At 42.6% G+C, this 26711-nt stretch carries 24 protein-coding genes; all 24 read left to right on the top strand.

Annotated elements, in window-relative coordinates; genetic code table 11:
• Positions 1-179: 179 nt before the first annotated feature.
• The 24 genes from CE058_RS22180 to xerC all read left to right on the top strand — a co-directional run bounded on the left by CE058_RS22180 (position 180) and on the right by xerC (position 26694).
• A complete protein-coding gene (locus CE058_RS22180; RefSeq protein WP_163145081.1) occupies positions 180-1790 on the top strand; it encodes a hypothetical protein in 1611 nt (536 codons plus the stop codon).
• A gap of 5 nt (positions 1791-1795) precedes the next feature.
• Positions 1796-2800, top strand: a complete 1005-nt coding sequence (locus CE058_RS22185; RefSeq protein ID WP_163145082.1) for an AAA family ATPase — start codon at positions 1796-1798, stop codon at positions 2798-2800.
• Positions 2800-3666, top strand: a complete 867-nt coding sequence (locus tag CE058_RS22190; protein WP_163145083.1) for a DUF58 domain-containing protein — start codon at positions 2800-2802, stop codon at positions 3664-3666. Before CE058_RS22185 ends, CE058_RS22190 begins: the two co-directional genes overlap by 1 nt.
• Before the next feature lie 7 nt (positions 3667-3673).
• Positions 3674-5446: a vWA domain-containing protein gene (locus CE058_RS22195; RefSeq protein WP_163145084.1), complete on the top strand. Its 1773-nt coding sequence runs from the start codon at positions 3674-3676 to the stop codon at positions 5444-5446.
• Positions 5430-8204 carry a VWA domain-containing protein gene (locus CE058_RS22200; RefSeq protein ID WP_163145085.1) on the top strand — a complete coding sequence of 925 codons (2775 nt, stop codon included), beginning with the start codon at positions 5430-5432 and terminating at the stop codon, positions 8202-8204. Before CE058_RS22195 ends, CE058_RS22200 begins: the two co-directional genes overlap by 17 nt.
• Before the next feature lie 143 nt (positions 8205-8347).
• Complete coding sequence (locus tag CE058_RS22205) at positions 8348-8680, top strand: putative DNA-binding protein (protein WP_048009046.1); 333 nt, start codon at positions 8348-8350, stop codon at positions 8678-8680.
• A 12-nt stretch (positions 8681-8692) separates the two neighbouring features.
• Positions 8693-10045: a signal recognition particle protein gene (gene ffh, locus CE058_RS22210; protein WP_035328920.1), complete on the top strand. Its 1353-nt coding sequence runs from the start codon at positions 8693-8695 to the stop codon at positions 10043-10045.
• 234 nt (positions 10046-10279) lie between these two features.
• Positions 10280-10552 carry a 30S ribosomal protein S16 gene (gene rpsP / locus CE058_RS22215; RefSeq protein WP_009330784.1) on the top strand — a complete coding sequence of 91 codons (273 nt, stop codon included), beginning with the start codon at positions 10280-10282 and terminating at the stop codon, positions 10550-10552.
• Positions 10553-10563: 11 nt separating this feature from the next.
• Positions 10564-10794, top strand: coding sequence for a KH domain-containing protein (locus CE058_RS22220; protein WP_048009045.1), 231 nt, complete (start codon positions 10564-10566; stop codon positions 10792-10794).
• Between the two features lie 436 nt (positions 10795-11230).
• On the top strand, positions 11231-11617 hold the full coding sequence (locus CE058_RS22225; protein ID WP_048009044.1) for a YlqD family protein: 387 nt from the start codon (positions 11231-11233) through the stop codon (positions 11615-11617).
• Between the two features lie 12 nt (positions 11618-11629).
• Complete coding sequence (rimM, locus tag CE058_RS22230; RefSeq protein WP_048009043.1) at positions 11630-12151, top strand: ribosome maturation factor RimM; 522 nt, start codon at positions 11630-11632, stop codon at positions 12149-12151.
• A complete protein-coding gene (gene trmD, locus CE058_RS22235) occupies positions 12151-12888 on the top strand; it encodes a tRNA (guanosine(37)-N1)-methyltransferase TrmD (protein ID WP_204260570.1) in 738 nt (245 codons plus the stop codon). Before rimM ends, trmD begins: the two co-directional genes overlap by 1 nt.
• Positions 12889-13023: 135 nt before the next feature.
• On the top strand, positions 13024-13368 hold the full coding sequence (gene rplS / locus CE058_RS22240) for a 50S ribosomal protein L19 (RefSeq protein WP_009330779.1): 345 nt from the start codon (positions 13024-13026) through the stop codon (positions 13366-13368).
• Between the two features lie 384 nt (positions 13369-13752).
• Complete coding sequence (gene lepB / locus CE058_RS22245; RefSeq protein WP_035328928.1) at positions 13753-14304, top strand: signal peptidase I; 552 nt, start codon at positions 13753-13755, stop codon at positions 14302-14304.
• 44 nt (positions 14305-14348) lie between these two features.
• Complete coding sequence (gene ylqF, locus CE058_RS22250; RefSeq protein WP_163145087.1) at positions 14349-15221, top strand: ribosome biogenesis GTPase YlqF; 873 nt, start codon at positions 14349-14351, stop codon at positions 15219-15221.
• A gap of 86 nt (positions 15222-15307) precedes the next feature.
• Positions 15308-16075 (top strand): ribonuclease HII, encoded by a 768-nt coding sequence (locus CE058_RS22255; protein ID WP_163145088.1) that lies wholly within the window; start codon positions 15308-15310, stop codon positions 16073-16075.
• 21 nt (positions 16076-16096) lie between these two features.
• The gene (locus CE058_RS22260; protein ID WP_163145089.1) at positions 16097-17953 is read left to right on the top strand and encodes a hypothetical protein; all 1857 of its coding nucleotides are present in this window, start codon (positions 16097-16099) and stop codon (positions 17951-17953) included.
• Positions 17950-18246, top strand: coding sequence for an EscU/YscU/HrcU family type III secretion system export apparatus switch protein (locus CE058_RS22265; protein WP_048009039.1), 297 nt, complete (start codon positions 17950-17952; stop codon positions 18244-18246). The genes CE058_RS22260 and CE058_RS22265 overlap by 4 nt, the downstream gene beginning before the upstream one ends.
• 304 nt (positions 18247-18550) lie before the next feature.
• The gene (sucC, locus tag CE058_RS22270) at positions 18551-19711 is read left to right on the top strand and encodes an ADP-forming succinate--CoA ligase subunit beta (RefSeq protein WP_048009038.1); all 1161 of its coding nucleotides are present in this window, start codon (positions 18551-18553) and stop codon (positions 19709-19711) included.
• 118 nt (positions 19712-19829) lie between these two features.
• Complete coding sequence (sucD, locus tag CE058_RS22275; RefSeq protein WP_035328940.1) at positions 19830-20732, top strand: succinate--CoA ligase subunit alpha; 903 nt, start codon at positions 19830-19832, stop codon at positions 20730-20732.
• A 115-nt stretch (positions 20733-20847) separates the two neighbouring features.
• Positions 20848-21723 carry a DNA-processing protein DprA gene (dprA, locus tag CE058_RS22280; RefSeq protein WP_048009037.1) on the top strand — a complete coding sequence of 292 codons (876 nt, stop codon included), beginning with the start codon at positions 20848-20850 and terminating at the stop codon, positions 21721-21723.
• Between the two features lie 397 nt (positions 21724-22120).
• Positions 22121-24196, top strand: coding sequence for a type I DNA topoisomerase (gene topA, locus CE058_RS22285; RefSeq protein ID WP_048009036.1), 2076 nt, complete (start codon positions 22121-22123; stop codon positions 24194-24196).
• A 223-nt stretch (positions 24197-24419) separates the two neighbouring features.
• Positions 24420-25727, top strand: coding sequence for an FADH(2)-oxidizing methylenetetrahydrofolate--tRNA-(uracil(54)-C(5))-methyltransferase TrmFO (gene trmFO / locus CE058_RS22290; protein WP_048009035.1), 1308 nt, complete (start codon positions 24420-24422; stop codon positions 25725-25727).
• 64 nt (positions 25728-25791) lie between these two features.
• Complete coding sequence (xerC, locus tag CE058_RS22295) at positions 25792-26694, top strand: tyrosine recombinase XerC (protein WP_048009034.1); 903 nt, start codon at positions 25792-25794, stop codon at positions 26692-26694.
• The last annotated feature ends 17 nt before the right edge of the window (positions 26695-26711 follow it).

Here is a 26711-nt window from a genome sequence, read left to right on the forward strand (position 1 = left end):
TCCTGTGGCAACGTCTTTATGACCCACTTCCTCCCAAAAGCTGTCGCATTTAGTCGTGCGATGCTCATGCTGACGAAGCCTTCCTTGTCCTGTGGGCCTCAACTAACAATCAGTGGGGGATAAAGCTCCCCCACTGATTGAAGTTTCACTTTATTCGGGCAAATCCCCTGGAGAGGGGATTGCCCGAAATTTATAATAAGGGAATGATAACGGTGGAAGACCGCAATCAATATCTTAAACTCTTAAAACCGGTAAAAAGACAGCTCCTCATTCAGCTGATCATTAAGGAATTTCAGGTGTTCCTTTTAGCAGCCGCTGTCTTGGCCTGTTGTCTTATGGTTTTAGCAAGAATTTTCGTTATCCCATACTTGCAAAACTATTTTCTGCTGATTATTTTACTCTCAGCTTTTGGCGCTGCTATTCGGATTTGGAAGAAGCGGCCTGACATAATCCAGGCGGCTTCATTATATAACGGGTTTGTAGCGGAAGACAGGGTTATTACAGCCCATTCTTTCCTTTTGGATGATGCTGTTCTGGCAAGATTGCAGCTTGCAGATGCAGTAAAGCATATGAAAAAGGTACACCATCAGGTTTTAGGCAGGAAGAAGGTTTTCATCCACCCTAAACCTGTTTTAATGTGTTTGGCTTTTCTAGGCCTGGCAGTACTTTTATACATGATTCCGGGAGAGAAAATGGAATTGGCTCAAAAATGGGAGAAGGAAAACAAGTTAGTTGAAGAAGCAAAAGAGGAACTTGAGAAAAAAGCTGAAAAAGAAAAGAATCCTGAAGTAAAAAAAGCATTAGAGAAAGCGAAAGAGAAGATTGCAGAAAAAAAGTCTGCTAAGGAAGCTTTGAAGGAGCTTGCGAACCAAACAAAAAGCCTGGAATTAAAGGCAATCAAAGAAAAAGAAAAATCTCTGAGCCTGGAAAACATGAAAAACACCCTTGATAATAGCGGTTTAAAGCAATTAAGCCGAATGCTGGAGGAGAAAGATCTGGCTTCTTTCCGGGAAGAATTAGCAAAACTTGAGAAGCAGAAAAAAGAACTTAATGAAGAACAAAGCAATGCATTGAAACAGCTTACCGGCAGTGAGGGGCAGCTATCTGAAGAGGAGCTGACAAAACTTATTGAACAGATGGAGAACCTATTGCAATCAGAAGAGCTCTTAAAACAGCTGGCTGCAGCTCAAAAAGCTCTTCAGAGTTCTGGGCTATCATTACAGCAGCAAATGGCTGCGAATGGAATGCCGCCGGGGCAGCTTGCATTTGCGCCTCCCGGGAAGCAGGGGAGCGAGGCGAATAATCCTAATACATCGCCGCCTGCGCAGCAGAATAATTCAAATTCGCAAAATAATCAAAATCAGCCTGGCAATAGCCCAAACAACGGAAATGGCAGCGGCTCCGGAAGTGGTTCAGGCAGCGGCTCCGGAAGTGGTTCAGGATCTGGTTCAGGATCTGGTGCAGGCTCAGGCGCAGGGAGTGGTTCGGGCAGCGGTCTTGGTGGAGGTGCCGGACTTGGACAGGGATCCAGGGATCTGCTCACCATTCCATCTGGCATGGAAGGGAAGACGAATATTGAAAATGACAATGGCAGACTTGGTCAAGGGACTCCAGGCCAGCAATTTGACGGGGAAGGTCCTGTATTAAAGGGAACGATCAGACCTTACAGTGAGGTATTTGGAAATTATGAGGCGTCATACAGGCAGAGCACCGACCGGTATAAGCTGCCGGCTGATTTAGAGGAAATCGTTAAAAATTATTTTACAAGTATAGATCCTGACAAGGAGTGACTTCAATGTCCGTAACACAGGAAAAAGAACAGCAATTCGCACAAGCAGCAGATATTATTGCAAGAGTGAGAGATGAAATTCAATCATTTATAGTAGGCCAGGAGGAAGTAGTCGAACAAGTATTATGGAGCATTTTCTCAGGAGGCCATGTTTTGCTTGAAGGTTTGCCTGGGCTTGGTAAAACGATGCTGATTAAGACTATTGCAGAAGTGCTGGACCTGAAATTTTCCCGTATTCAATTTACCCCTGATATTATGCCATCCGATATAACCGGAACGATGCTGCTTCAGCCTGATGAAACAGGCAGGCAAACGTTCAGTTTTCATAAAGGGCCCATATTCGCCAACATCATCCTGGCAGATGAAATTAATAGGGCAACACCTAAGACACAAAGTGCCCTGCTTGAAGCTATGGGAGAAAAAACGGTTACCATTATGGGTGAAACCAAAAGAATGGAAAAGCCATTTTTTGTTCTTGCAACTCAAAACCCGATTGACATGGAAGGAACATATCCTCTGCCGGAGGCGCAAACCGACCGGTTTATTTGTAAGGTAAACGTAGCTTATCCGACGCAGGAAGAATTAAAAGAAATTGCCCGGAGAACTACAGGTGTGCAAAATACTCATTTAAATAAAGCGGCCGGGCTGAATGATGTAGTTGCTCTTCAGGAACTCACAAGAGAAATCCTCGTATCAGAGGATATCCTCGATTATGCTGTATGGCTGATCACTGCCACACACCCGGATTCAGAGGATGCACCGGAAACAGTAAAAGAATACGTCCAATATGGCAGCGGTCCCCGCGGATTCCAGAGTCTGATAAATATGGCAAGAGCAAGAGCATTGTGCTCAGGAAGGTTCCATGTTTCAATAGGTGACCTTAAAAATGTTGCCTATCCCGTTCTGCGCCACCGCCTCATTTTAAACTTTGAAGGAGAAGCAGCGGGGATTACGGCAGATTCGATTATTGAAGGTCTAATAAAAGAAAATTCCCAGGGAGCTAAGAGCTGATGAACAGCCATCAAATCCTTCTTGGAAAGCTGCAGAAGCGTAAAGTTGCGGTAAAGACCAGGAAAAGAGGGTTTCATTCAGGTTCAAGGCAATCCCATAAATTCGGATCTTCCATGGAATTTTCTGACTTCAGAGCATATCAGCCCGGAGACGATATCCGGCAAATAGATTGGAATGTCTATGGCAGAACACAAAAACATTATATTAAACGTTTCCTTGATGAGCAGGAACTGTCTATTGCTGTTTATCTGGATGCCACTTCATCAATGACCAAACTGGAAGCAAAATGGGAGTATGCCAAAGCGCTGGCTGCGGCTTTGAGCTTTATGATTCTTTCTGGTGAAGACCGGCTCCTATTTTCACCTGTTTCTTCTGCTGGCTTACAGCCTATCAAAAGAAAAGGCTCTGTTTACAGCAGGCGAACATTCATGGAAATCCAGAAAATTGAACCTTCAGCTCTGTCCAATAACTTTCTGGGCAGCTTAAAAGACACTCTTTCAAGGCACCAGCAGCTTGCTGTAATAATAGCGGATGGTTTTGAACCGCTTCAGGAATGGGAAAGCCTGTTTAGGAAGCTAAGAGGGCTGAAACAGGAGTTCTGGCTATTTCAGGTGCAGGCTGATGAAGAAATGACACCTTCATATTCTGGAGATGTAAAGTTAATTGATAGTGAAACAGGGACCGCTGTAAATGTGAGCATAAGTCCTGCCGTATTGGCCGAATATGAAAAGCGCCTAAAAAAACATAATGAACAGCTTGAGATTTTATGCAAGCGATATGGCGGCCAATATATCTTTGCCCCTGAAACAAGAGATCTTCAGACTGTTCTTTTCAGGGATCTGTATGCGAAGGGGCTGGTCAGGTGAGAACAACATGCAATTTTTAAATCCTGCTTATTTTATTTTATCCATTTTTATCGGAGCGTTTGTCTTATTTTATTTCTTTCGGAAGCAGTATGCGGAAAAGACCAATTCATCCAATTTGCTCTGGGAACAGGTACTGAATGAATGGCAGGCTTCCCCCTGGCTGAAAAAGCTTCAGCAGAATCTGTTATTTTGGCTGCAATTATTGGCACTTCTATTATTGATGCTGGCCCTTGTGCGTCCATTTTGGCTTGAAGATTCTTTAAAAGGAGAACACATAATCATCATCATTGATCCATCCGCTTCTATGTCAGCTGAAAATAGAGGGAAAAGCCGTTTTGAGATCGCAAAAGAGGAAATGCTTGATCTGGCAGGCAAGCTTAATGGCCAGCAGGTAAGCTTAATTAAAGCAGGTGAGAAAAATGAGATTCTCTTAAGCCGGGAAGATGATCTAAATGCTATTCGAAGAACCATTGAAGGGCTGGAGCTTACTTATGAACATGAGAATATGAAAAAAGCTATCTTATTGGCAGGCTCCTTATCATCAGGAAAAGACACCGCTCTTCATATTTTTTCAGATTCAGCTGGAAAGAAAGATTTAATGAAGGAATTGGCTGGTCTATATACTGTTGTACATAATATTGGGGAGAATGCAGGGAATGTGTCGCTGCAGTCGTTTGGAACAGCGGCCACCGGTGATGGTATTTCAGCGGCTGCAGTGATAGAAAACCAGTATTCTGGAAATATAGAGACAGCTTTTACAGTGAAATCTGAGGGAGAAGTCCTGTTTGAACAGAATCTATCATTAAAAGCAAATGAGGAGAAAACCGTTCAAATAAAAAATCTGCCGGAAAAACCTTACTATGAGGCAGTTATTTCCATTAGCGATGGCTATAGTGCAGATAATCATGCAGCCTCTATTTACACTGACCCAAAACCTAAGGTTTACACTTTGGGAGATGTAAATCCATTTGCGGTGAAGGGCTTTCAAACTATTGGTGCCGAATTGCTGCAGACAGATCCGTCTGCTCTAAAAGGTTTGGATATGAAAGGTGTCGTTGTGGCGGAAGGAAGCACTTTATCGGGACTCCCTGAGCTGCCGATAATCTTTTTTAATACAAGCAAAGATAAAGCAAAACTTGAAGAAGCAATCTCGGGGGATGAGGATCCTCTTTTTGAATATGCAAACTTTGAGAAGGTGTATATCAGTTCTGCATCCTCCATTCTGAAAGGAGAATGGGAGACTGTACTGAAAAGCGGGGATATTCCTTTAGTCCAAAGGGGAATGCATAATGGACAGCCAATTATTATCGTCAATTTTAATCTATCCGACACAGATTGGCCTCTTCTGCCAGGTTTTCCAATCTTTCTGTATAACTCTTACCAGTGGCTATCTCAGCAATCAGATTTCCTCGGATATTTCAGCTCCGGAGAAGAAAGATGGATAAATATCGGCAATGGAACTGGAAGCTGGGAAATTTTCAATAATAAAGACGAAAATCTATACTCTCTTGATCTAAACAAGGAAACCTTTAAAGCTCCTATAATCCCTGGAACTTACCAGGCTGTATCAGGAAATCAAATTTATTTTTTTACAGTACTTCTGGATGAAAGGGAGAAAAGTGCCGGAATAGAAGAATCCTTTACACTGAATGCTAAATCATCTGAAAAAAGCAGCATGACCCAAAGACCTAATGAAAGTCTCTGGTTCTGGCTGGCGTTCATCGCTTTAATCCTGATTGTTATCGAATGGGAGGTATATCGCCGTGGGCATAGAGGTTAAATATCCCTTCCTGTTTCTCCTCCTGATTCCTGCTGTCATAATCGTTTTTTTATTTATTCGAAATCACAGCGGAAAAGGAAATGAAAAGTTTTGGATTGCCGGTTTGAGGCTGATCATTTTCTCTTTATTAATTATTGCACTAACCGTTCCTCAGGTGGTTCTTCCGGTAAAGGGACAGACCGTCGTATTTCTGGCCGACCGTTCTGCAAGCATTGGCACGAATGACGAAGCACTTGCCTGGATAGAAAACAGCACCAGCCACAGGAAAAATGACGATCAATTTGCAGTGGCTGCTTTTGGGAAAAATGCAGTACTTGAACAGAATCTGGGCAGAAACCGTGAAGCTATAAACGAATTTAACGGAGTGGCAGAAGATTCCCAATCCAATCTCGAAGCAGGCCTGCAATTTGCCGCTTCACTCATTCCGAGGGAGTCTTCCGGCAGAATTGTCCTGATGACGGACGGGAATGAAACGGAAGGCGAAAGCCTGGAAGCTGCAGCAGTTTTAAAAAATCGGAATATCGAGATTGACCATGTGCCATTAAAAACAACAGCAGGGGACGATGTCTCAATCTCAGAATTAAACGTTCCTCCTTCACTATATTTAGGAGAAGAGGCTCCGATTACAATAGAAGTTACCAGCAACGTTGCCAAAGAAGCTGATATCAGACTATCGGTAAATCATAAAGAAGTATTAAAGGAAACTGTTCAAGTGAACGAAGGGAAAAATGTTTATACGTTTACCCACAAAGCGGATACCGCAGGATTAACGGTATATAAAGCAGAGATAGCTGCAGACCGGGATGCCTACTCTGAAAACAATGCACTTCACTCAGTTGTGAATGTGAAGAGTATCCCTAAGGTCCTGATCGTACAAGGAGAGGAAGCTGGCGGTCTTGCAAATCTTTTAAAAGGTTCAGGCCTGGAGACTGACATTGTTATTCCAGAAAAGCTACCGACCGTTCTCTCAGGTTATTTGCAATATCAATCGATTATTTTTAATAATGTCCCTGCAACTGTCATCTCAGAGCAGCAAATGATGCTGATGGAGAAGGCAGTGAAAGAATTCGGCACTGGTTTTATTATGTTTGGCGGTGAAGAAAGCTTCGGGCTGGGGGGCTATTTTAAAACTCCGATTGAGAAATTGCTGCCGGTGGATATGGATATCAAAGGCAAGAAAGAAATGCCTTCCTTAGGTCTTGTGTTAGTTATGGACCGTTCTGGAAGCATGGCAGGAAATAAAATTGAATTGGCGAAAGAGGCGGCTGCCCGTTCAGTTGAACTGCTGCGTGAAGAAGATACACTAGGATTCATTGCATTTGATGACCGTCCATGGGAAATCCTTGAAACCAAGCCTCTCAAGGATAAGCAAAAGGCAATTGGAAAAATCAAATCCATTACACCGGGCGGGGGGACAGAAATCTTTACCTCTCTGGAACGGGCATACAGTGAGCTTGAAGATTTACAGCTGCAGAGAAAGCATATCATTTTGCTGACAGATGGCCAATCTGCCACAAATGGAGACTATGAGCTTTTAATTGAAAGCGGGAAAGAGAAGAATATCACTCTCTCAACTGTTGCTCTTGGCCAGGATGCTGATAGAGGGCTGCTGGAAGAACTTGCGGGAATGGGGTCTGGGCGGTTTTACGATGTTACAGACTCTTCCGTTATACCAAGCATATTATCACGTGAAACCGTAATGGCTACGCGAACTTATATCGAGGACAAACCTTTTTACCCAAGTATCCAGCCCTACCCTGACTGGTCCTCTCTTTTTGAGAAAGGTGTGCCGGAAATGAATGCCTATATAGCTTCCACTGCTAAGCCGCGGGCACAGGTGCCGCTGTTAAGTGAAAAAAAAGACCCGGTACTTGCTGAATGGCAATATGGAATGGGGTGGACAGCGGCATTTACATCCGACATCTCAGGCAAGTGGTCGGGAGAATGGGCAAGCTGGGAAAGGTGGCCGTCCTTTATTAATCAGCTTGTTACTAAAACCCTGCCGAAGTATGAAAGTGAACCATATAGAGTTGATGTTGAGAACAAGGATGGTAATACAGTGCTCAGCCTGGAGTCTGCGGCAAGTATTTCTTTGCCTATTGAGACATCTATCGTGTCAGAAACGGGTGAACAGATAGAAGTTAATATGAGGCTTATAGCGCCAGGTAAGTATGAGGCGCTGATGCCTGAAAGTGCGGGAATGTATTTTTTAAATATTAAACAGACAGATCATAATGGGAATGTTCAGGTTCATCAGACCGGTTTTACTATTCCCTACTCTGAGGAGTATTTGCAAAAGGGAACAAATAAAGAGCATTTGAAGTCACTCTCAAAAATGACTGGAGGCAAGGAGCTCGCGAGAGGAGAAGAAGCATTCCGGCCGCTGAAAAAACCGGCAAGCACCAAACAGCCAATCAGCGAATGGCTTCTTCTCGCTGCATTCCTGCTCTTTTTTTCAGAAATCGCAGTAAGGCGTTTTGGTCTAACGGGTCTTGCAGCGGGAATTTTGAAGAAAAACAGAAAAGTAAAAGAAAAGTCAGATGCGCCACTGAAGGTATCAAAACTTAAAGCTTCCAGAAAAAAAACGTCTCCTTCCGACCGGGCGCCTGTTAAACTTCAAGGGGAAACTCCTGTCAAGGAAACACCGGAGAAAACAAAAGCAAAGAAGCCGAACCGTCCAAACCCAGCAGAACTCTCGCCGAAAGAGAGAGAGGAGCGGATGAAAAGGCTGCTGGATGCAAAAAACAGGAAAAAATAAGTAAATCAGAGTTGAATGATGCCTTTAGCGCTCACCCGGAATTAGGTACTGCCAACACTGTAAAGATATTTTCTTGACATGATGTGAAAATCTATGTAAACTTTACTTTGTAAAGGCTTTTCACTTAACAAGGGGGAATAGGGATGCTCGAAAAGACAACGAGGATGAACTACCTTTATGATTTCTATCAATCGTTGTTAACTCCTAAGCAGAGAAGCTACATGTCCCTTTACTACCTGGATGATTTTTCGCTTGGAGAGATTGCCGAGGAATATGATGTTAGCCGGCAAGCGGTTTATGACAACATTAAGAGAACAGAAGCAATGCTTGAAGAGTATGAAGAAAAGCTACTATTATTTCATAAATTTCAAGAGCGCAGCAAGCTGATTGCAGAAATAAAAGAGATGCTTCAGGAAGGCTCCCCTTCCCGGAAGGCATTGGAAGAAGCAGTGGCAGAGCTTGAGAAATTAGATTAGGAGGCGGCATATATGGCATTTGAAGGATTGGCCGACCGACTGCAAAATACAATTCAGAAGATCCGCGGAAAAGGCAAAATTAATGAAGCGGATGTAAAAGAAATGATGCGTGAAGTCCGTCTCGCCCTTTTGGAAGCGGACGTTAACTTCAAAGTTGTCAAGGAGTTCGTCAAAAAAGTCAGCGAACGCGCTGTCGGGCAGGAAGTATTAAAGAGCCTGACGCCGGGACAGCAGGTAATAAAGGTTGTTAAAGAAGAATTAACGGAACTGATGGGCGGAGAGCAAAGCAAAATTGCTGTTTCCAATCGCCCGCCGACAGTCATTATGATGGTCGGTCTTCAGGGTGCCGGTAAAACGACTACAACCGGAAAGCTTGCGAACCTGCTCCGCAAAAAGTATAACCGCAATCCGATGCTGGTTGCTGCAGACATTTACCGCCCTGCGGCGATTAAACAGCTCGAAACGCTTGGCAAACAGCTGAATATGCCTGTCTTCTCCCTTGGCGATCAGGTCAGTCCTGTTGAAATTGCAAAACAGGCGATCGCAAAGGCAAAAGAGGATCATAATGATTATGTTCTAATCGATACAGCAGGAAGACTGCATGTGGATGAAGCTTTAATGGATGAACTGAAGCAAATCAAAGAGCTTTCCAATCCAGATGAAATTTTCCTTGTTGTAGATGCCATGACTGGTCAAGATGCGGTTAATGTAGCACAAAGCTTCAATGATCTGCTGGGTCTTACAGGAGTAGTCCTGACAAAGCTGGATGGCGATACCCGAGGCGGTGCGGCTCTATCCATTAGATCCGTAACAAACACGCCGATTAAATTCGTCGGTCTGGGTGAAAAGCTGGATGCCCTTGAAGCGTTCCATCCAGAACGGATGGCATCCCGTATTTTAGGTATGGGGGATGTCTTATCCCTAATTGAAAAAGCACAGGCCAATGTGGATGAAGAAAAGGCAAAAGAGCTTGAGCAGAAGATGCGCACTGCTTCTTTCACATTTGATGACTTTTTGGATCAGCTTGGTCAGGTACGCCAAATGGGACCACTTGATGAGCTTCTGAAAATGATGCCTGGCGCCAACAAAATCAAAGGCTTGAATAATATGCAAATCGATGAGAAGCAAATCACTCACGTGGAAGCCATTATTAAGTCGATGACTAAGGAAGAGAAAACTCATCCGGAAATCATCAATTCAAGCCGCCGCAAACGGATTGCCAAGGGAAGCGGAAGAACCGTCCCTGAAGTTAACCGTCTGCTGAAGCAATTTGAAGACATGAAAAAGATGATGAAGCAAATGGCAGGCATGCAGCAAAAAGGCAAGAAAAAAGGCGGATTCAAGCTTCCTTTTAACCCTTTTTAGTAATGTCCAGCTCCAGCGCCTACCCCCTCGAGGTCACAAGCCAATCCTTCCAAAAAGGCAAAGAACGCCTTTCCGGAAGTCTCGTCTTGTGCTTGTCGGGGGTGGGCAAGGCGCTTCCGCTTTTCTAGTCATTTAAGCTTTTCATAACATGTAAAGAAAAAAACCTTTACAAACTAATTAACTATCTGATATTATACTATCTTGTGTGAAACTATTCGGAGGTGCTTATTTAAAATGGCAGTAAAAATTCGTTTAAAGCGTATGGGTGCTCATAAAAACCCTTTCTATCGTATCGTTGTAGCTGATTCACGTTCTCCTCGTGACGGACGTTTCATTGAAACAGTAGGAACTTACAATCCGGTTGCTCAACCAGCGATCGTTGAAATCAATGAAGAGTTGGCTCTTAAATGGCTTCAGACAGGTGCTAAGCCATCTGATACAGTACGTAACCTTTTCTCTAAGCAAGGCATTATGGAAAAATTCCATAACGCTAAAAACGGTAAGTAATTCATTATAAGATGAAAGAGCTTATCGAAACGATTGTTAAGCCCCTTGTTGATTTTCCGGAAGATGTTCTAGTGAATGTCCAAGAAGAGGATCAGCGCGTAACCTATCAGCTTTCTGTCAACAAGAATGACATGGGGAAAGTAATTGGGAAGCAAGGGCGCGTTGCGAAAGCAATACGGACCGTTGTTTATGCAGCAGGTTCATCAGAACAAAAGAAGATCTTTTTAGAGATCATCGAATAATTATCCTGCCATGAGCAGGATGCAGCCAAAAAAGGAGGGGTTTCCCCTCCTTTTTTTACAATCTAAAAAAGCCTGTTGTTTGGCTTTATTCTCCTCTGATTTAAACTATATTCATCCGCTGAGTTGATTGGAGCGGAGGGCACTTGATCCTCGAAAATGCTGGCACATTTCCATCGTGCGGTGTAAGTTCGAGGAAGCTTATTCAATGTCCTGCGGGAAGTGAGGGAAGTGAGAGACCCCGCAGGCGAAGCCGAGGAGGCTCTCATCTCTCCCCGCGGAAAGCAAGTGACCGGAGCGGAAATCAACGGGCAGAATATATAAATAACAAAGTGTTTCAGGTAAAGAGTAAAAATATTAACATCGCCAACTAAGAACATGACAGCAGTGTCAGTAACGCCGTTTATTCATTCGGATTATGATTTGGGAGGCGCTGTACATGAACATTATCCAAACGGTTACAGTTAAGCAGGTGCTGACAGAGAACAGCAAGCAGGAACTGCTGGAAGGCTATGCGGCCAAAAAAAAGCAGCTGCAGAAAGAAAGTGATCAGCTGAGGTTTGAACTGAAAAAGCAGGAAAAAACCAAAAAGCTGCATCCGGCCAGTCTGAAACAGCACTTTGAAAAGGAAATTCAACTGAGGCAGGAAAAAGTCCAGCTGCTGGATTTTCAAATAGAACAATTACATATGCTACCATTAGGAAGTGAATTAAAAGAAAAAGAAGTCCAGGCGATTATCGAGGTCCAAAAGGGTACCCCCTGGGAAGACATAGAAAAAGGGAAAACAATCATCATAAGAGATGGAATTGTTGATGAAATACGCTAGAGGTGATAGTGGATGCAGAAATGGTTTAACGTTGGAAAAATTGTGAACACCCATGGCATTAAAGGGGAAGCGAGAGTCATTTCAAAAACAGACTTTGCTGAAGACAGGTATAAGCCGGGAAATAAACTTTATTTGTTCATGCCTGACACAAAAGGTGATCCCATTGAGCTGACAGTGAAATCACACCGCACTCATAAATCATTTGATCTTCTTACCTTTGAAGGATACGAGAACATCAATCAGATTGAAAAAATGAAGGGCGGCATTCTGAAAATTTCAGAAGATCAGCTTGGCGATCTCGAAGAGGATGAATTTTACTACCATGAAATCATAGGCTGTACGGTTGAAACACTTGATGGAGAAGAAGTAGGCAAAATCAAAGAAATTCTATCTCCCGGAGCGAATGATGTGTGGGTAATTAAAGCAAAAGGCGGTAAGGAAATTCTAATCCCGTATATTGAAGATGTTGTTAAAGAAGTTAATGTGAAAGATAAACTTGTGAAAATTAATGCGATTGAAGGATTGCTTTCATGATGAATATTGATGTGCTCACGCTGTTTCCTGAAATGTTTGAAGGGGTCTTTGGGCATTCCATATTAAAAAAAGCCGCAGAAAATGAAGCGGTAACGTACAATGTGGTCAACTTTAGGGAGTATGCCGACAATAAGCACAAAACCGTTGATGACTACCCATATGGCGGAGGAGCGGGGATGGTTTTAAAACCGCAGCCGATATTTGATGCGGTTGAGGATCTTCGCTGTAAAAGCGGGGCGTCTCCGAGGGTGATTCTTCTGTGTCCCCAAGGGGAACGCTACACGCAAAGAAAAGCCGAAGAACTGGCAGAAGCAGATCACCTGATTTTTGTATGCGGCCATTACGAGGGGTATGATGAAAGAATACGTGAACATGTTGTGACAGATGAAATTTCAATTGGTGATTTTGTGCTGACTGGCGGAGAGCTTGGAGCGATGGTCGTAATCGACAGTGTCGTCCGATTGCTGCCCGGTGTATTAGGCAACCAGGAATCTCATATGAAAGATTCTTTTAGCACAGGATTTCTTGAACACCCTCATTACACGCGTCCTGCCGACTTCAGAGGCATTAAAGTGCCTGATGTTCTCATGTCAGGCAATCACCGCCTTGTCGAAGAATGGAGAGCCAAAGAATCCTTGAGAAGAACGTATTTAAGACGGCCTGATCTTCTTGAAGATGCAGAATTAACAACTGAACAGCAAAAATGGCTAAATGAAATAAAAAAAGAAGATAAATAACATTGAAGTTGCCGTCCAAATATGATATGATACTTTTTGTGACTTAGGCTGAACTTGTTCAGTTTACGTCTGATAAAGATGTTCCGCTGCAAACATAGGTTGTGCAAGAGCGTCTGTTGAGAGGAGTTGAAAACGATGCAAAAGTTAATTGAAGAAATCACAAAAGAACAGCTTCGTACTGACCTTCCGTCTTTCCGTCCTGGTGATACTGTACGTGTACACGTAAGTATTGTTGAGGGAACTCGTGAGCGTGTTCAGGTATACGAAGGTGTTGTGATTAAGCGTCGTGGTGGTGGAATCAGCGAAACTTTCACAGTTCGTAAGATTTCTTACGGTGTAGGCGTTGAGCGTACATTCCCTGTGCACACACCTAAGATTGCGAAGCTTGAAGTTATCCGCCGCGGTAAAGTCCGCCGTGCGAAACTTTACTACCTGCGTAACCTTCGCGGTAAAAAAGCTCGTATCAAAGAAATCCGATAATAAAATGAAAAGCGAAAGCGCCACAAATGATCGTCGACTAACAACCGCCACGTCCTGTGGCGAACGTCGACGTCAGCACATCCTGTGCAGGTCCAACAAGCATAAGTCGAATCACGCAGGAGGCGTTAGCCTCTGGAGTGATTTGGCTTATGACCTCGAGGGGCTGAGCGCTGCAGCTGGACAAATGAGAGAAAGAAGGAGCTTGTTCAATCAAGCTCCTTTTTCTTTCATGAAATAGTAAAGTACAAATAATATTACATAAATGTTAAATAATATAAAAATAAGATTCCCATCGTGTTTATTAAGAAGAATTTTTGTAAAATAAGTAAGACAACACTTTCCATAGCAGATTTGTTATGGGTTAGAAGAATGGTGGGGGATTTAATGGCAAAAAAGAAAAATGAATTGTGGGAATGGACAAAAGCTCTTGTAATCGCAGTTCTGTTAGCGGCAGTCATAAGATATTTCTTATTTGCTCCAATTGTGGTTGATGGCTTGTCCATGATGCCAACATTGCATGACCAGGACCGGATGATTGTGAATAAATTCAGCTATAAAATTGGTGAGCCGGAGCGCTTTGACATTATTGTGTTCCATGCACCTGAAAACAAAGATTACATCAAACGAGTAATTGGCCTTCCGGGAGACAAGATTGAATATAAAGATGATACTCTTTATGTTAACGGAAAAGCTTATGAGGAGCCTTATCTGGATGAATATAAGAAACAGGTAATCGATGGGCCTTTGACAGAGCCATTTACTTTAAAGGAAAAGATCGGACAGGAAACAGTTCCTGAAGGGCATTTGTTTGTAATGGGCGACAACCGACGCTTCAGCAAGGACAGCCGACATATTGGCCCTGTTGCAATGGAAGAAGTACTAGGTGATGCCGGAGTAATATACTGGCCAATAGAGGATATTCGTATCGTTGATTGACGATTGTTTGTTATATAAATACATATTGGATGGAGGTGCCGGGTGTGACAATCCAGTGGTTTCCCGGCCATATGGCGAAGGCCAGAAGGCAGGTTACAGAAAAATTAAAACTGGTTGATATCATCTTTGAGCTCGTTGATGCAAGGATTCCTTATTCATCACGAAATCCGATGATCGATGAAATCATTCAGCACAAACCCCGGCTTGTTTTGTTGAATAAAGCTGACATGGCTGATAAAGAAGCGACGAAGAAGTGGATCAGACATTTTGAAAATAAGGGCATAAGAGCGCTTGCGATAAACTCACAAGCCGGACAAGGCATGAAAGAAATCGTCTCCGCATCTCAGGAAATCCTTCAGGAGAAATTCGATCGAATGAGAGCGAAAGGTGTCAAGCCAAGGGCAATTCGGGCAATGATTGTTGGTATTCCGAACGCCGGAAAATCCACACTTATCAATCGCCTGGCCAAAAAGAATATTGCAAAGACAGGAAATACTCCCGGCGTTACAAAAGCCCAGCAGTGGATAAAGGTAGGGAAAGAGCTGGAGCTGCTCGATACCCCTGGAATTTTATGGCCAAAATTCGAAGATCAGGAAGTGGGTCTTAAGCTTGCTCTGACAGGAGCGATCAAGGATACTATCTTAAATCTCCAGGATGTTGCAATATATGCCCTGCGCTTTCTCGGCGACAGATATCCGGATCGTTTGAATGACCGCTACCATATCGAAGAAATCCCGGAAGATATCGTTGAAGTCTTTGATAAAATCGGCAGGCTGCGCGGCTGCCTGATGGGCGGCGGCGAAATTGATTATGATAAAGTAACAGAGCTGGTAATCAGGGAATTCCGTTCTGAAAAAATGGGACCAGTTACATTGGAGCTGCCGGAGGAAATGGCAGTGCGGAATGAAGCTGAATAATTTTAATGAAGACCTTCTGTTCGCAGAAGGCCTTTATTTTTTGGCAGAAATGCCGATACATAGATTAGAATGAGAAGGTGAAAAATATGGAAAAGTTAACCATTCGCCAAATAGAAGAAAAGATGAAAACAATTGAGTTAGAGGATGATCCGTTCCTTCAATCAATCAAACAGGATGACAGAAAAGGCGTGCAGCAGCTTTTGGCAAAATGGCATTCACGTCAGCTGCTACAAAAGAAAATATATGAGAAGCATAAAGAAATGACCAGGTATGAATGTCAGTACAGAAGCCAGGGTTTTCAATTAATTGCCGGAATAGATGAAGTCGGGAGAGGGCCGCTTGCGGGGCCGGTGGTAGCAGCAGCAGTTATTTTGCCTGAAAACTTTTATCTGCCGGGATTAGATGATTCAAAAAAAGTGCCTGAACAAAAAAGAGCAGAATATTATGAAATCATTAACGCTGAGGCCGAGGCGGTCAGCGTTGGGATCATCGAATCAGATGAAATCGACCGCATCAATATTTTTGAAGCGACAAAAAAGGCAATGCTGTCAGCGATTGAAGGCCTTAATCCAAAACCGGACTTCCTGCTTGTAGATGCCGTAAAACTTTTAACACCTTATCCAATGGAAGCAATCATTAAGGGAGATGGCAAAAGCGTAACGATTGCTGCAGCCTCGATCATAGCCAAGGTTACAAGAGACAGAATGATGGCTGAAATAGGCAAAGAGTTTCCACAGTATGGATTCGGGAAAAATATGGGCTATGGGACTAAGGAGCATCTTGAAGCGATAACACTTCATGGAATTACGCCTTATCACCGGAAAAGCTTTGCGCCAATAAAAGATTCTTATTGAAATAGAATAGAAGGTGAAGGTATGAAGCCGTCTGAAATAATTCAAAAAATCATAAGGCATGACCAGAGCAATGCAGGAAAGACGGCTGCGCTCAGGCCAGGGCAAATTGTCAGCGGAAAAGTAGCAAAGCTATTTCCTAATCAGACGGCAGAGGTGCAGATCGGGACACATAAAGTGATTGCGCTGCTTGAAACCCCTTTGTCAGCGGACAATAGATATTGGTTCAGAGTAGAACCTGGTGATGGACTGCTGCGCTTAAGAGTTATGGAATCTGTAAACAGCCAAAGTAAAGGAACTCCTGCTGAAAGCCTTTTAAGTCAGCTGGGAATGAAGTTGTCCCGGGAAAATCAAATGCTGATTCAATATTTTCTTAAGGAGCAGCTGCCGATTACAGGTGAAACTTTAAGAATGGCATCGGAATGGATCTATGAAAGCAAATCTGCAGCAGAAGGCCTGAGGACGGTAAAAGAGATGATATTAAGGCAGCTTCCCTTTTCGAAGGATGTTTATTCAGCTCTATCCTCAGTCTTAAACGGTGACTCTATTTCTTCGATTATGGGAGAATTACAGGATGAGTTAAAGAGAGCCGATTTATCATCCAAAGGGCAGCAAATATACTCCCTGCTGGGGGTTATGACAAAGACTTCTAGGGACAAACTTGGCCAGCAGGCAGTAGTCGGACTGTTTTCAGAGTGGCTGAATGCAAAAGATCTGGCAGGGTCCCTCTCAGCTTTTCAGCTCCTGAAAGCAGCGGGGATGTTTCCGGGTGAAGCTGACGAGGGTGCTGTCATAAAACAGCTTATTGAGGACGGCGTGCAAAATAAACCGATTATTCAAACGCTGAGTGAACTTCTGAAAACAAGCGAATCAGGGAACAGGCAGCAATTTATATTGAATTTGGCCAAACTCAATGGAGTTATCGCAGAAAGTTCGAAAAACAGAGGACAAGCTCAAGCTCTACAAAACTTACTCAATGATTTTCGAAATGGAAGTATATCTTTTCCTGCAGAAAAAAATATACTTCACACCGTTTTTAAATCGGCCCTATCTCTTACAATTAATGATGATATAGAACATTTAGTAGATGGAGACAAGTTCAGGCTGGCTGCTGTTCAGGCGGGGAAATTATTGGGCGGTGAAAAACCCTTCGCTGCAGCTGCACTCGGCCCTCAGGAAATCACAATGCTGGAAGAGATGAGAAATAGCCTTCGTCCCGAATCTCATTTCCCATATGATCAGCGTAATATACATAGTGAGTTAAAGAGAATAATCACAGCATTAGGGTTTTCTCATGAACATGACGTCCTAAAGTTATTAAAACAGAATGATGATGGAGCCGTCAAAAATCTGGATACTCTCAAACCGCTTCTGATGGGCTTCTTAACCGAAGAAGCTGCACATGCAGCTAAAGATGCAGCGGAACGGCTGCTGCATAAAATAACCGGCTTTCAGGCTCTCTCGCAGGAATCAGGGCCATTGCAGCACTTTATCTTTCAGCTGCCGGTTTCTCTATGGGGAAAGATTTCTGATATGACTATGCAGTGGAGCGGAAGGAGAACAGAAGGCGGAAATATTGATCCAAACCATTGCCGTGTTATCTTTTATTTAGATTTGGAGCACCTGAATGAAACGATTATCGACCTTCAGGTCCAAAACAGAATCATCAACATTTCAGTTATTAATGGGCATAGCGGAATAAAGGATTTAACAGCTCCATTTGCAGCTGTATTAAAAGCAAACTTATTAAAATTAAATTATAAGCTGTCCTCGGTTTCCTTCCGGGAGCCGGAGCCTGCAGGTGATTCACTTTTAGCAAGAGAAACAATGACATCAATTGTACAGGCGAATCAATTCAGCGGAGTAGATATAAAAATATGAAAAAAGAGCGTGTTGCACAAAGGAAAGAAGCGGTAGCATTAACATATGATTCTGAGAGTCATGGGGCCCCCAGGGTATCTGCAAAGGGGAAGGGCCTGACAGCTGAAAATATCCTTGAAAAGGCTAAGGAACATGGTATTCCGGTTCAGGAGGACCCTGCCCTTGTTGAGCTTCTTGGCAAGCTTAATATCAATGAAGGGATTCCGGAAGAGCTTTATCAGGCTGTTGCTGAGGTATTTGCTTTCATCTACAGGGCTGATCAGGAGGCTGGAAAGAGGGAAAATAGTAAATAATCTATTCTGGTAAACCAATAGGTTTCTCTTAAAGTAATCTTTGCTAGTAGAAAAAAACGGGATAATACTTAAATCAACTAGAATCGAAAGCTGTCGAAGGGCAGTTTTTTCTTTATTTTAATAAAATATTTTCCTGTGAGATCAGGTTCAAATCCACTATGATAACAGGGTTTTTGCACTGCCCAATATTTATAATTTTTAAAGAAATATAATATTTTAGAGTAAATGGTAGACAAGGGTTGTGTCATTTAATAAAATGAAAGCGCAGTCTATTTTTTTGAAGAGTTAGATAGGAGGATGGGAAATGAATATACATGAGTATCAAGGTAAAGAAGTCCTCAGACAATACGGGGTAGCCGTTCCGAACGGAAAAGTTGCATTTACAGTTGAAGAAGCTGTTGAAGCTGCGAAAGAACTTGGCACTGAGGTGTGTGTGGTTAAAGCGCAAATCCATGCCGGAGGACGCGGTAAAGCTGGCGGTGTAAAAGTTGCCAAAAATCTTGACGAAGTTCGTACATATGCAGGTGAAATCTTAGGAAAAACACTTGTTACACATCAAACAGGCCCGGAAGGCAAGGAAGTAAAGCGTTTACTTATTGAAGAGGGCTGTGACATTAAGAAGGAATATTATGTGGGCCTTGTACTGGACCGAGCTACATCTCGCGTAGTATTAATGGCTTCAGAAGAGGGCGGTACAGAAATCGAAGAAGTGGCTGAAAAAACGCCAGAAAAAATCTTCAAGGAAGAAATCGATCCTGTTCTTGGTTTAACAGCATTCCAGGCCCGCAGAATCGCTTTTAATATCAATATTCCATCAAAGCTTGTCGGACAAGCTGTTAAATTCATGATGGGCTTATACAGAGCTTATATTGAAAAGGATTGCTCTATTGCTGAAATCAATCCATTAGTTGTAACTGGCGACGGCAAGGTTATGGCTCTGGATGCTAAGCTGAACTTTGATGGGAATGCCCTTTACCGTCAAAAAGATATCATGGATCTACGTGACCTTGAAGAAGAGGATGCAAAGGAAATCGAAGCATCAAAATATGACCTAAGCTATATTTCCCTTGATGGAAACATCGGCTGCATGGTTAACGGTGCAGGTTTAGCGATGGCTACTATGGATATCGTTAAGCATTATGGCGGAGACCCGGCCAATTTCCTTGATGTTGGGGGCGGAGCAACAGCTGAGAAAGTAACAGAAGCCTTCAAAATCATCCTTTCTGATAAAAACGTAAAAGGTATTTTTGTAAATATCTTCGGCGGAATCATGAAGTGCGACATCATCGCCACTGGTGTAGTGGAAGCAGCGAAGCAAGTAGGCTTGAATGTGCCATTAGTTGTGCGTCTGGAAGGCACGAATGTTGAAATGGGCAAGAAAATTCTTGCTGAAGCCGATATCGATATTATCGCAGCTGAATCCATGGCTGACGGCGCACAAAAAATCGTTTCTTTAGTAGGCTAAGAATTAAAAATGAGCGGCCGTTCAGCATTAAAGGCATATAGCGGAAACCGATCTTCAGTTTTTGATTAAAGCCTATGAGCATATGACGGCACTCTTTAGACCAGGAAGGAGAATTAATGTGAGCGTATTTATTAATAAAGATACTAAAGTTATAGTTCAAGGGATTACCGGCTCAACAGCCCTCTTCCATACAAAGCAAATGCTTGAATACGGAACGCAAATTGTCGGCGGTGTAACTCCGGGGAAAGGCGGTACTGAAGTAGAGGGTGTTCCTGTCTTCAATACAGTGGAGGAAGCGGTTAAGGCAACAGGTGCAAATGCCTCCGTAATCTATGTTCCGGCTCCATTTGCTGCAGATGCTATTCTTGAGGCTGTAGATGCAGAATTGGATCTTGCAATTTGTATCACTGAGCATATTCCTGTGTTGGATATGGTTAAAGTTAAGCGTTATATGGAAGGCAAGAAGACACGCCTTGTAGGTCCTAACTGCCCGGGTGTTATCACTCCTGAAGAGTGTAAGATCGGCATTATGCCTGGTTACATCCACACTAAAGGCCATGTTGGAGTTGTGTCCCGTTCCGGAACATTGACTTATGAAGCTGTACATCAGCTGACACAGGAAGGAATCGGCCAATCTACTGCTGTTGGAATCGGCGGAGATCCGGTTAACGGAACAAACTTCATTGATGTTTTAAAAGCATTCAATGAAGATCCTGAAACTTATGCTGTCATCATGATTGGTGAAATCGGCGGAACTGCTGAAGAAGAAGCTGCAGAATGGGTTAAAGAGAACATGACCAAGCCTGTTGTAGGCTTCATCGGAGGGCGCACTGCACCTCCAGGAAAGCGTATGGGCCATGCCGGAGCAATTATTTCAGGAGGCAAAGGAACAGCTGATGAAAAAATCCGTGTAATGAATGAATGCGGAATTCAGGTAGCTGATACTCCATCCGTAATGGGTGAAACCCTGATTAAGGTTCTAAAAGAAAAAGGCCTTTATGACCAGTGTAAAACACACTAATCTTTTCGAATAACTTAAGAATAGTCCCTCTTTATGAGGGACTATTTCTGCATTGTCAAATCCGGTCATCCCCCACATACCCCCGTCTACTCTAATAACATTTCAGGAGGCTCCCATGAATGAATTTAATATGAGGCTCACCCATCTCCACCACTGCAGAGGAATGAGCTGGAAGATGATTTATTACATTCTGAAAACAGATCCCGAATTGAAATTTCTGTATAATGATGCACCCCGCCGAATTATGCCGCAGGTAATCACCACTCAGGAAGCACTTTCCAATGCACTCCAGGATCTCCATTCTGATCGAATTGAGGAACAAATTCGCCAATACTCACCAAATGGCATTAAAGCCATTACAATTTTTGACGAGGAATATCCAGTTCTGCTAAAAGAAACATACCAGCCGCCTTGGGTTTTATATGCCCGAGGCGATACCCGTCTTTTGAATAGCGGAGTTCATCTGGCCGTTGTTGGGTCCAGACAGGCAACAGAGTATGGCGAAAAAGCCATTCAGTCCATTTTCCCCAAGCTTATTGACCGTGGGGTTATTATTGTAAGCGGGCTGGCGGCCGGCATCGATGCCATTGCGCATAAGGAAGCAATAAAAAATAAAGGAAAAACAATCGGTGTCATAGCCGGGGGCCTGTTTCATATTTATCCACAGGCAAATCAGATGCTTGCTTATGAAATGATGAAAAACCATCTGGTTATATCTGAATATCCGCCAGACACAAGGCCCTCAAGATGGCAGTTTCCAATGAGAAACCGAATCATAAGCGGTATTAGCAGAGGGACACTGATTATTCAGGCGAAAAGCAAAAGCGGCTCTCTTATTACAGCTAACTATGCTGTGCAAGAAGGCCGGGAAGTGTTTGCGGTACCAGGGAATATTTTTAGCCCATTCTCATGTGGAACCAATGAGTTAATTCAGCAAGGCGCCAAACTGGTTAAATCAGCTGAAGAAATCTTAGAGGAGTTCCCTTACTGATCAGGTCAAATAAAAAAGGAGCCTTGATATAAATTAAAGGCTCCTAATCTTTCATCAGTCATAATAAATTTGTTTATTTAAAGGATTTTTTACAAAAAGGTTGAAATTCTATTAAAACTGTTATACATTTTGCAACAGGTATGAACGAAAGTAAGAGAATGCTTAGTTAGTTAATTTAGGATCTTTTCTTGGAAACGGTTGCGGAAATAATCCGATTAAGTTTGACAAACTTGAATAGAATGTAGAATAATAATGAATATTTCAATACACATGCAATTATGAGGCTGTTCTATTGATATAAATAAAGAAGACAGGCAATTTTAGCAGGTGAAAAATACCGTGTTTCAAAAAGATTTTGCCTGGATGTTTTAAAATTCCCTCTCAAGGAGGACTATTGATGTCAGAGTTTCTTGTTATCGTTGAGTCACCTGCAAAGGCAAAAACGATTGAGCGTTATTTAGGAAAAAAATATAAAGTAAAAGCTTCCATGGGACATGTCAGGGATCTTCCCAAAAGCCAAATGGGCATTGATGTGGAAAATAACTTTGAACCCAAATACATAACAATTCGCGGAAAGGGCCCTGTTTTAAAGGAGCTTAAGACAGCGGCCAAAAAAGCTAAGAAAATTTATCTCGCGGCTGACCCCGACAGAGAAGGAGAAGCTATTGCCTGGCATTTGGCACATAGCCTGGATATGGATATTAAGTCGGATTGCCGTGTTGTTTTTAATGAAATCACTAAAGATGCCATTAAAGAATCCTTTAAGCATCCAAGGCCAATCAACATGGATCTTGTTGATGCGCAGCAGGCAAGAAGGATGCTGGACAGACTGGTAGGCTATAATATCAGCCCCTTACTATGGAAGAAAGTGAAAAAAGGATTAAGTGCGGGGAGAGTCCAGTCTGTTGCAGTCCGATTGATCATCGACCGTGAAAAGGAAATTAAGGACTTTATACCAGAAGAGTACTGGTCCATTGATGGAGAGTTCCTTAAAGGAAAAACAGCCTTTGATGCATCATTTTACGGATTTAAGAATGAAAAAGTGGAATTGAAGTCGGAAAGCGAAGTTCAAAATATTTTAAGTAAAATGATGGGCAATAAATTCAAGGTGGAATCGGTCACCAAGAAGGAAAGAAAGCGGAATCCTGCAGCCCCTTTTACTACGTCATCACTTCAGCAGGAAGCTGCAAGAAAATTAAATTTCCGTGCCAAGAAAACGATGATGCTTGCACAGCAGCTATATGAAGGAATTGAACTCGGCAAGGAAGGAACTGTCGGTTTAATCACTTATATGAGAACCGACTCAACACGCATATCCGAAATTGCACAAAGTGAAGCTGCAGACTATATTCAAAGCTCTTACGGGAAAGAGTTCCTGCAGAGTGAAAAGAAAAAAGAAAAGAAAAACAGCAATGCCCAAGATGCCCATGAGGCCATCCGCCCGACAAGCACATTAAGGTCGCCTGCAAGTTTAAAAGAATACTTGTCGCGTGATCAGCTGCGATTATACAGGCTTATCTGGGAACGCTTTGTTGCAAGCCAAATGGCACCAGCGGTTATGGACACCATGAGTGTCGATCTGAAAAATGGTGAAGTGATCTTCCGGGCAACAGGCTCAAAAGTGAAATTCCCAGGATTCATGAAAGTATATGTTGAAGGCACTGATGACCAGTCGGAGGAAAAAGATAATATGCTCCCTGATCTGAAGGAAGGGGATGAAGTCCTTAAAAAAGACATCGAACCTAAACAGCACTTTACACAGCCACCTCCAAGGTATACTGAGGCAAGGCTGGTAAAAACACTTGAAGAACAGGGCATTGGGCGGCCATCCACCTTCGCACCGACACTTGATACAATCCAAAAACGGGGCTATGTTGCTCTGGATAATAAACGTTTTATTCCGACCGAACTGGGTGAAATCGTTCTAGAATTAATCATGGAATTCTTCCCTGAGATCCTTGATATCGAGTTTACCGCAAAAATGGAAAAAGATCTGGACTATGTTGAAGAAGGCAAAGTCAACTGGGTACAGATCATTGATGATTTCTATATAGATTTTGAAAAAAATCTTAAAATAGCGGAAAAGGAAATGCAGGAAGTAGAAATTAAGGATGAACCTGCCGGTGAGGATTGCGAACAATGCGGCAATCCTATGGTGTTCAAGATGGGACGCTATGGAAAGTTCATGGCCTGCAGCAATTTCCCTGACTGCCGCAATACTAAACCGATTGTCAAGGATATCGGTGTGAAATGTCCAAAGTGCGAAGAAGGTAATATCATTGAAAGAAAAAGCAAAAAACGCCGGATCTTCTACGGCTGTGACAGGTTCCCTGAATGTGACTTTATTTCTTGGGATAAGCCCCTGCCGAGAAGCTGTCCGAAATGTGATAACCTGCTGGTTGAGAAAAAACTCAAAAAAGGTGTTCAGGTTCAGTGTGTTGAATGCGACTATAAGGAAGAAAAGCAAAGTTAAGGGTGAGCTTAAATGCTCACTCTTTTCTATTGAGGGATGAGCATCCAAAATACTTCCAGTCTGGCTATTTTCAAAGAAATTAGTACATGAAACTTTTTTATTTTTAAATCGTATTGTAAAATGGCAAAATGAATAAGAACAGGGTAAAGTAAGAGAGACTGTTTTTAATAAATATAAATTATTCATGATATCGTCATCATAAGTATATATGGAGGTTCAATTTATGAAAGATACAGCAGTGAATGTAATTGGCGCAGGATTGGCAGGCAGTGAGGCTGCTTGGCAGCTTGCCAGCAGGGGAATAAAGGTAAATCTATATGAAATGAGGCCTGTAAGGCAGACTCCTGCTCATCACACTGATAAATTTGCAGAACTTGTCTGCAGCAACTCCCTGCGTGCAAATACTTTAACAAATGCAGTCGGGGTATTAAAAGAAGAAATGAGAAAGCTGAATTCTGTCATTATCCATTCAGCTGACAGCAGTGCAGTTCCTGCCGGAGGCGCATTGGCAGTTGACCGCCATGATTTTGCTGCCCGTGTAACCGAACAAGTCAAAAACCATCCGAACGTAACAGTAATAAACGAAGAAGTGACAGATATTCCGGAAGGGCCAACTGTTATTGCCACTGGACCGCTCACAAGTGAAGCTTTATCCGCAAAATTAAAGGAGCTGTCCGGGGAAGATTATTTATATTTTTATGATGCGGCTGCTCCAATTCTCGAAAAAGATTCAATCGATATGAATAAAGTTTATTTGAAATCACGTTATGATAAGGGAGAAGCGGCATATCTGAATTGTCCAATGACAGAAGAAGAATTTGACCGCTTTTATGAGGCTCTTACCTCAGCGGAAACAGTTCCATTAAAGGAATTTGAAAAGGAAATCTTTTTCGAGGGCTGTATGCCAATAGAAGTGATGGCAAACAGGGGGAAGAAAACCATGCTTTTCGGCCCGATGAAACCTGTTGGTTTAGAAGATCCTAAAACAGGAAAAAGGCCATATGCAGTTGTCCAGCTTCGCCAGGATGATGCAGCAGGAACTCTTTACAATATAGTAGGTTTTCAGACACATCTGAAATGGGGTCCTCAAAAAGAAGTAATCCGATTGATTCCTGGTCTTGAAAATGCTGAGATAGTAAGATATGGTGTTATGCACCGGAATACATTCATCAATTCTCCAAAAGTCCTTCGTGCAACATATCAGTTCAAGAATAGGGATGATTTATTCTTTGCAGGACAAATGACCGGAGTTGAAGGGTATGTGGAATCTGCAGCCAGCGGACTTGTGGCAGGCATCAATGCTGCAAGGCTTGTTGCAGGAGAAGATCCAATAGAGTTTCCTCATGAAACGGCGATTGGAAGTATGGCTCGATATATTACTACAGCAAACCCGAAGAGTTTCCAGCCTATGAATGCTAATTTTGGTTTATTCCCAGATCTTCCTGAAAAAATTAGAGGAAAAAAAGAAAGAAATGAAAAACATGCAGAAAGAGCATTGGGAACAATTCAGAACTTTGTGAAAAATTTGTAAATTATGTTGCGTGGGCTGCTGAGTTGTGATACTATTTAGTAGCCCATGCCGAGGTGAACAATTGATGTCTGAAAATGTGAACGTTTCTTTAAAGTTGTTTATTGAATATTTACAAATCGAGAAAAATTATTCACAATATACTATTGAACATTACCAGCATGATATAAGTGATTTCTTTATGTTCATGTCTGAACAAGCCATTTCAGATTTAACAAAAGTCGAGTATCAGGATGTCAGGATATATCTTACTAATCTTTTCGAAAGAAAGATGTCACGCAAGTCTGTTGCCAGAAAGATATCAAGCCTAAGGAGTTTTTTTAAATTTTTGCTAAGAGAAGAGATAGTCGCTGAGAATCCTTTCGCACTTGTTTCCATTCCGAAAGCACAGAAAAAGCTGCCGGAATTTTTCTATGAAGAGGAAATGAAACAGCTTTTTGATGCTTGTGAATCCAGCACTCCTCTTGGGCAAAGAAATAAAGCCCTTCTTGAATTATTATATGCAACGGGCATCCGTGTAAGTGAGTGCAGTCAAATCCGCTTAAAAGATCTGGATATGCATTTATCAACTGTTCTTGTACGGGGAAAGGGCAGCAAAGAACGGTATGTTCCTTTCGGCAGCTTCGCCCAGGACGCAATTGACACATACATAAACCATGGCCGTAAAGAATTGCTTGCAAATGGGAACATGCAGGAAAATTTGTTTTTGAACGCCCGTGGCGGTCCTCTTACAGCAAGGGGAATCAGGACTATTCTTGACCGGATCATAGAGAAATCATCCTTAACAGGCAAAATTCACCCCCACATGCTTCGCCACACATTTGCGACGCATTTAATGGCTAATGGGGCTGATATGAGAACAGTCCAGGAATTGCTTGGACACGCATTTCTATCTTCGACCCAGGTATATACACATGTAACGAATGAATACTTGAAAAAAACTTATATGGCCCATCATCCGCGGGCGTAGCGGAAAACAGCCATTAA

It is taken from the genome of Bacillus sp. 22-7 (assembly GCF_010628845.1).
In the GTDB taxonomy this organism is placed as follows: domain Bacteria; phylum Bacillota; class Bacilli; order Bacillales; family Cytobacillaceae; genus Cytobacillus; species Cytobacillus firmus_B.

What these genes read in the sequence shown, in the direction of transcription:
- ffh (WP_035328920.1), top strand. Translation starts at nt 8,693, where the DNA reads ATGGCATTTGAAGGATTGGCCGACCGACTGCAAAATACAATTCAGAAG.
- rimM (WP_048009043.1), top strand. Translation starts at nt 11,630, where the DNA reads ATGCAGAAATGGTTTAACGTTGGAAAAATTGTGAACACCCATGGCATT.
- CE058_RS22220 (WP_048009045.1), top strand. Translation starts at nt 10,564, where the DNA reads ATGAAAGAGCTTATCGAAACGATTGTTAAGCCCCTTGTTGATTTTCCG.
- topA (WP_048009036.1), top strand. Translation starts at nt 22,121, where the DNA reads ATGTCAGAGTTTCTTGTTATCGTTGAGTCACCTGCAAAGGCAAAAACG.
- CE058_RS22190 (WP_163145083.1), top strand. Translation starts at nt 2,800, where the DNA reads ATGAACAGCCATCAAATCCTTCTTGGAAAGCTGCAGAAGCGTAAAGTT.
- trmFO (WP_048009035.1), top strand. Translation starts at nt 24,420, where the DNA reads ATGAAAGATACAGCAGTGAATGTAATTGGCGCAGGATTGGCAGGCAGT.
- rplS (WP_009330779.1), top strand. Translation starts at nt 13,024, where the DNA reads ATGCAAAAGTTAATTGAAGAAATCACAAAAGAACAGCTTCGTACTGAC.
- CE058_RS22195 (WP_163145084.1), top strand. Translation starts at nt 3,674, where the DNA reads ATGCAATTTTTAAATCCTGCTTATTTTATTTTATCCATTTTTATCGGA.
- CE058_RS22260 (WP_163145089.1), top strand. Translation starts at nt 16,097, where the DNA reads ATGAAGCCGTCTGAAATAATTCAAAAAATCATAAGGCATGACCAGAGC.
- xerC (WP_048009034.1), top strand. Translation starts at nt 25,792, where the DNA reads ATGTCTGAAAATGTGAACGTTTCTTTAAAGTTGTTTATTGAATATTTA.
- CE058_RS22225 (WP_048009044.1), top strand. Translation starts at nt 11,231, where the DNA reads ATGAACATTATCCAAACGGTTACAGTTAAGCAGGTGCTGACAGAGAAC.
- CE058_RS22265 (WP_048009039.1), top strand. Translation starts at nt 17,950, where the DNA reads ATGAAAAAAGAGCGTGTTGCACAAAGGAAAGAAGCGGTAGCATTAACA.
- CE058_RS22185 (WP_163145082.1), top strand. Translation starts at nt 1,796, where the DNA reads ATGTCCGTAACACAGGAAAAAGAACAGCAATTCGCACAAGCAGCAGAT.
- trmD (WP_204260570.1), top strand. Translation starts at nt 12,151, where the DNA reads ATGAATATTGATGTGCTCACGCTGTTTCCTGAAATGTTTGAAGGGGTC.
- lepB (WP_035328928.1), top strand. Translation starts at nt 13,753, where the DNA reads ATGGCAAAAAAGAAAAATGAATTGTGGGAATGGACAAAAGCTCTTGTA.
- sucC (WP_048009038.1), top strand. Translation starts at nt 18,551, where the DNA reads ATGAATATACATGAGTATCAAGGTAAAGAAGTCCTCAGACAATACGGG.
- rpsP (WP_009330784.1), top strand. Translation starts at nt 10,280, where the DNA reads ATGGCAGTAAAAATTCGTTTAAAGCGTATGGGTGCTCATAAAAACCCT.
- dprA (WP_048009037.1), top strand. Translation starts at nt 20,848, where the DNA reads ATGAATGAATTTAATATGAGGCTCACCCATCTCCACCACTGCAGAGGA.
- CE058_RS22255 (WP_163145088.1), top strand. Translation starts at nt 15,308, where the DNA reads ATGGAAAAGTTAACCATTCGCCAAATAGAAGAAAAGATGAAAACAATT.
- CE058_RS22205 (WP_048009046.1), top strand. Translation starts at nt 8,348, where the DNA reads ATGCTCGAAAAGACAACGAGGATGAACTACCTTTATGATTTCTATCAA.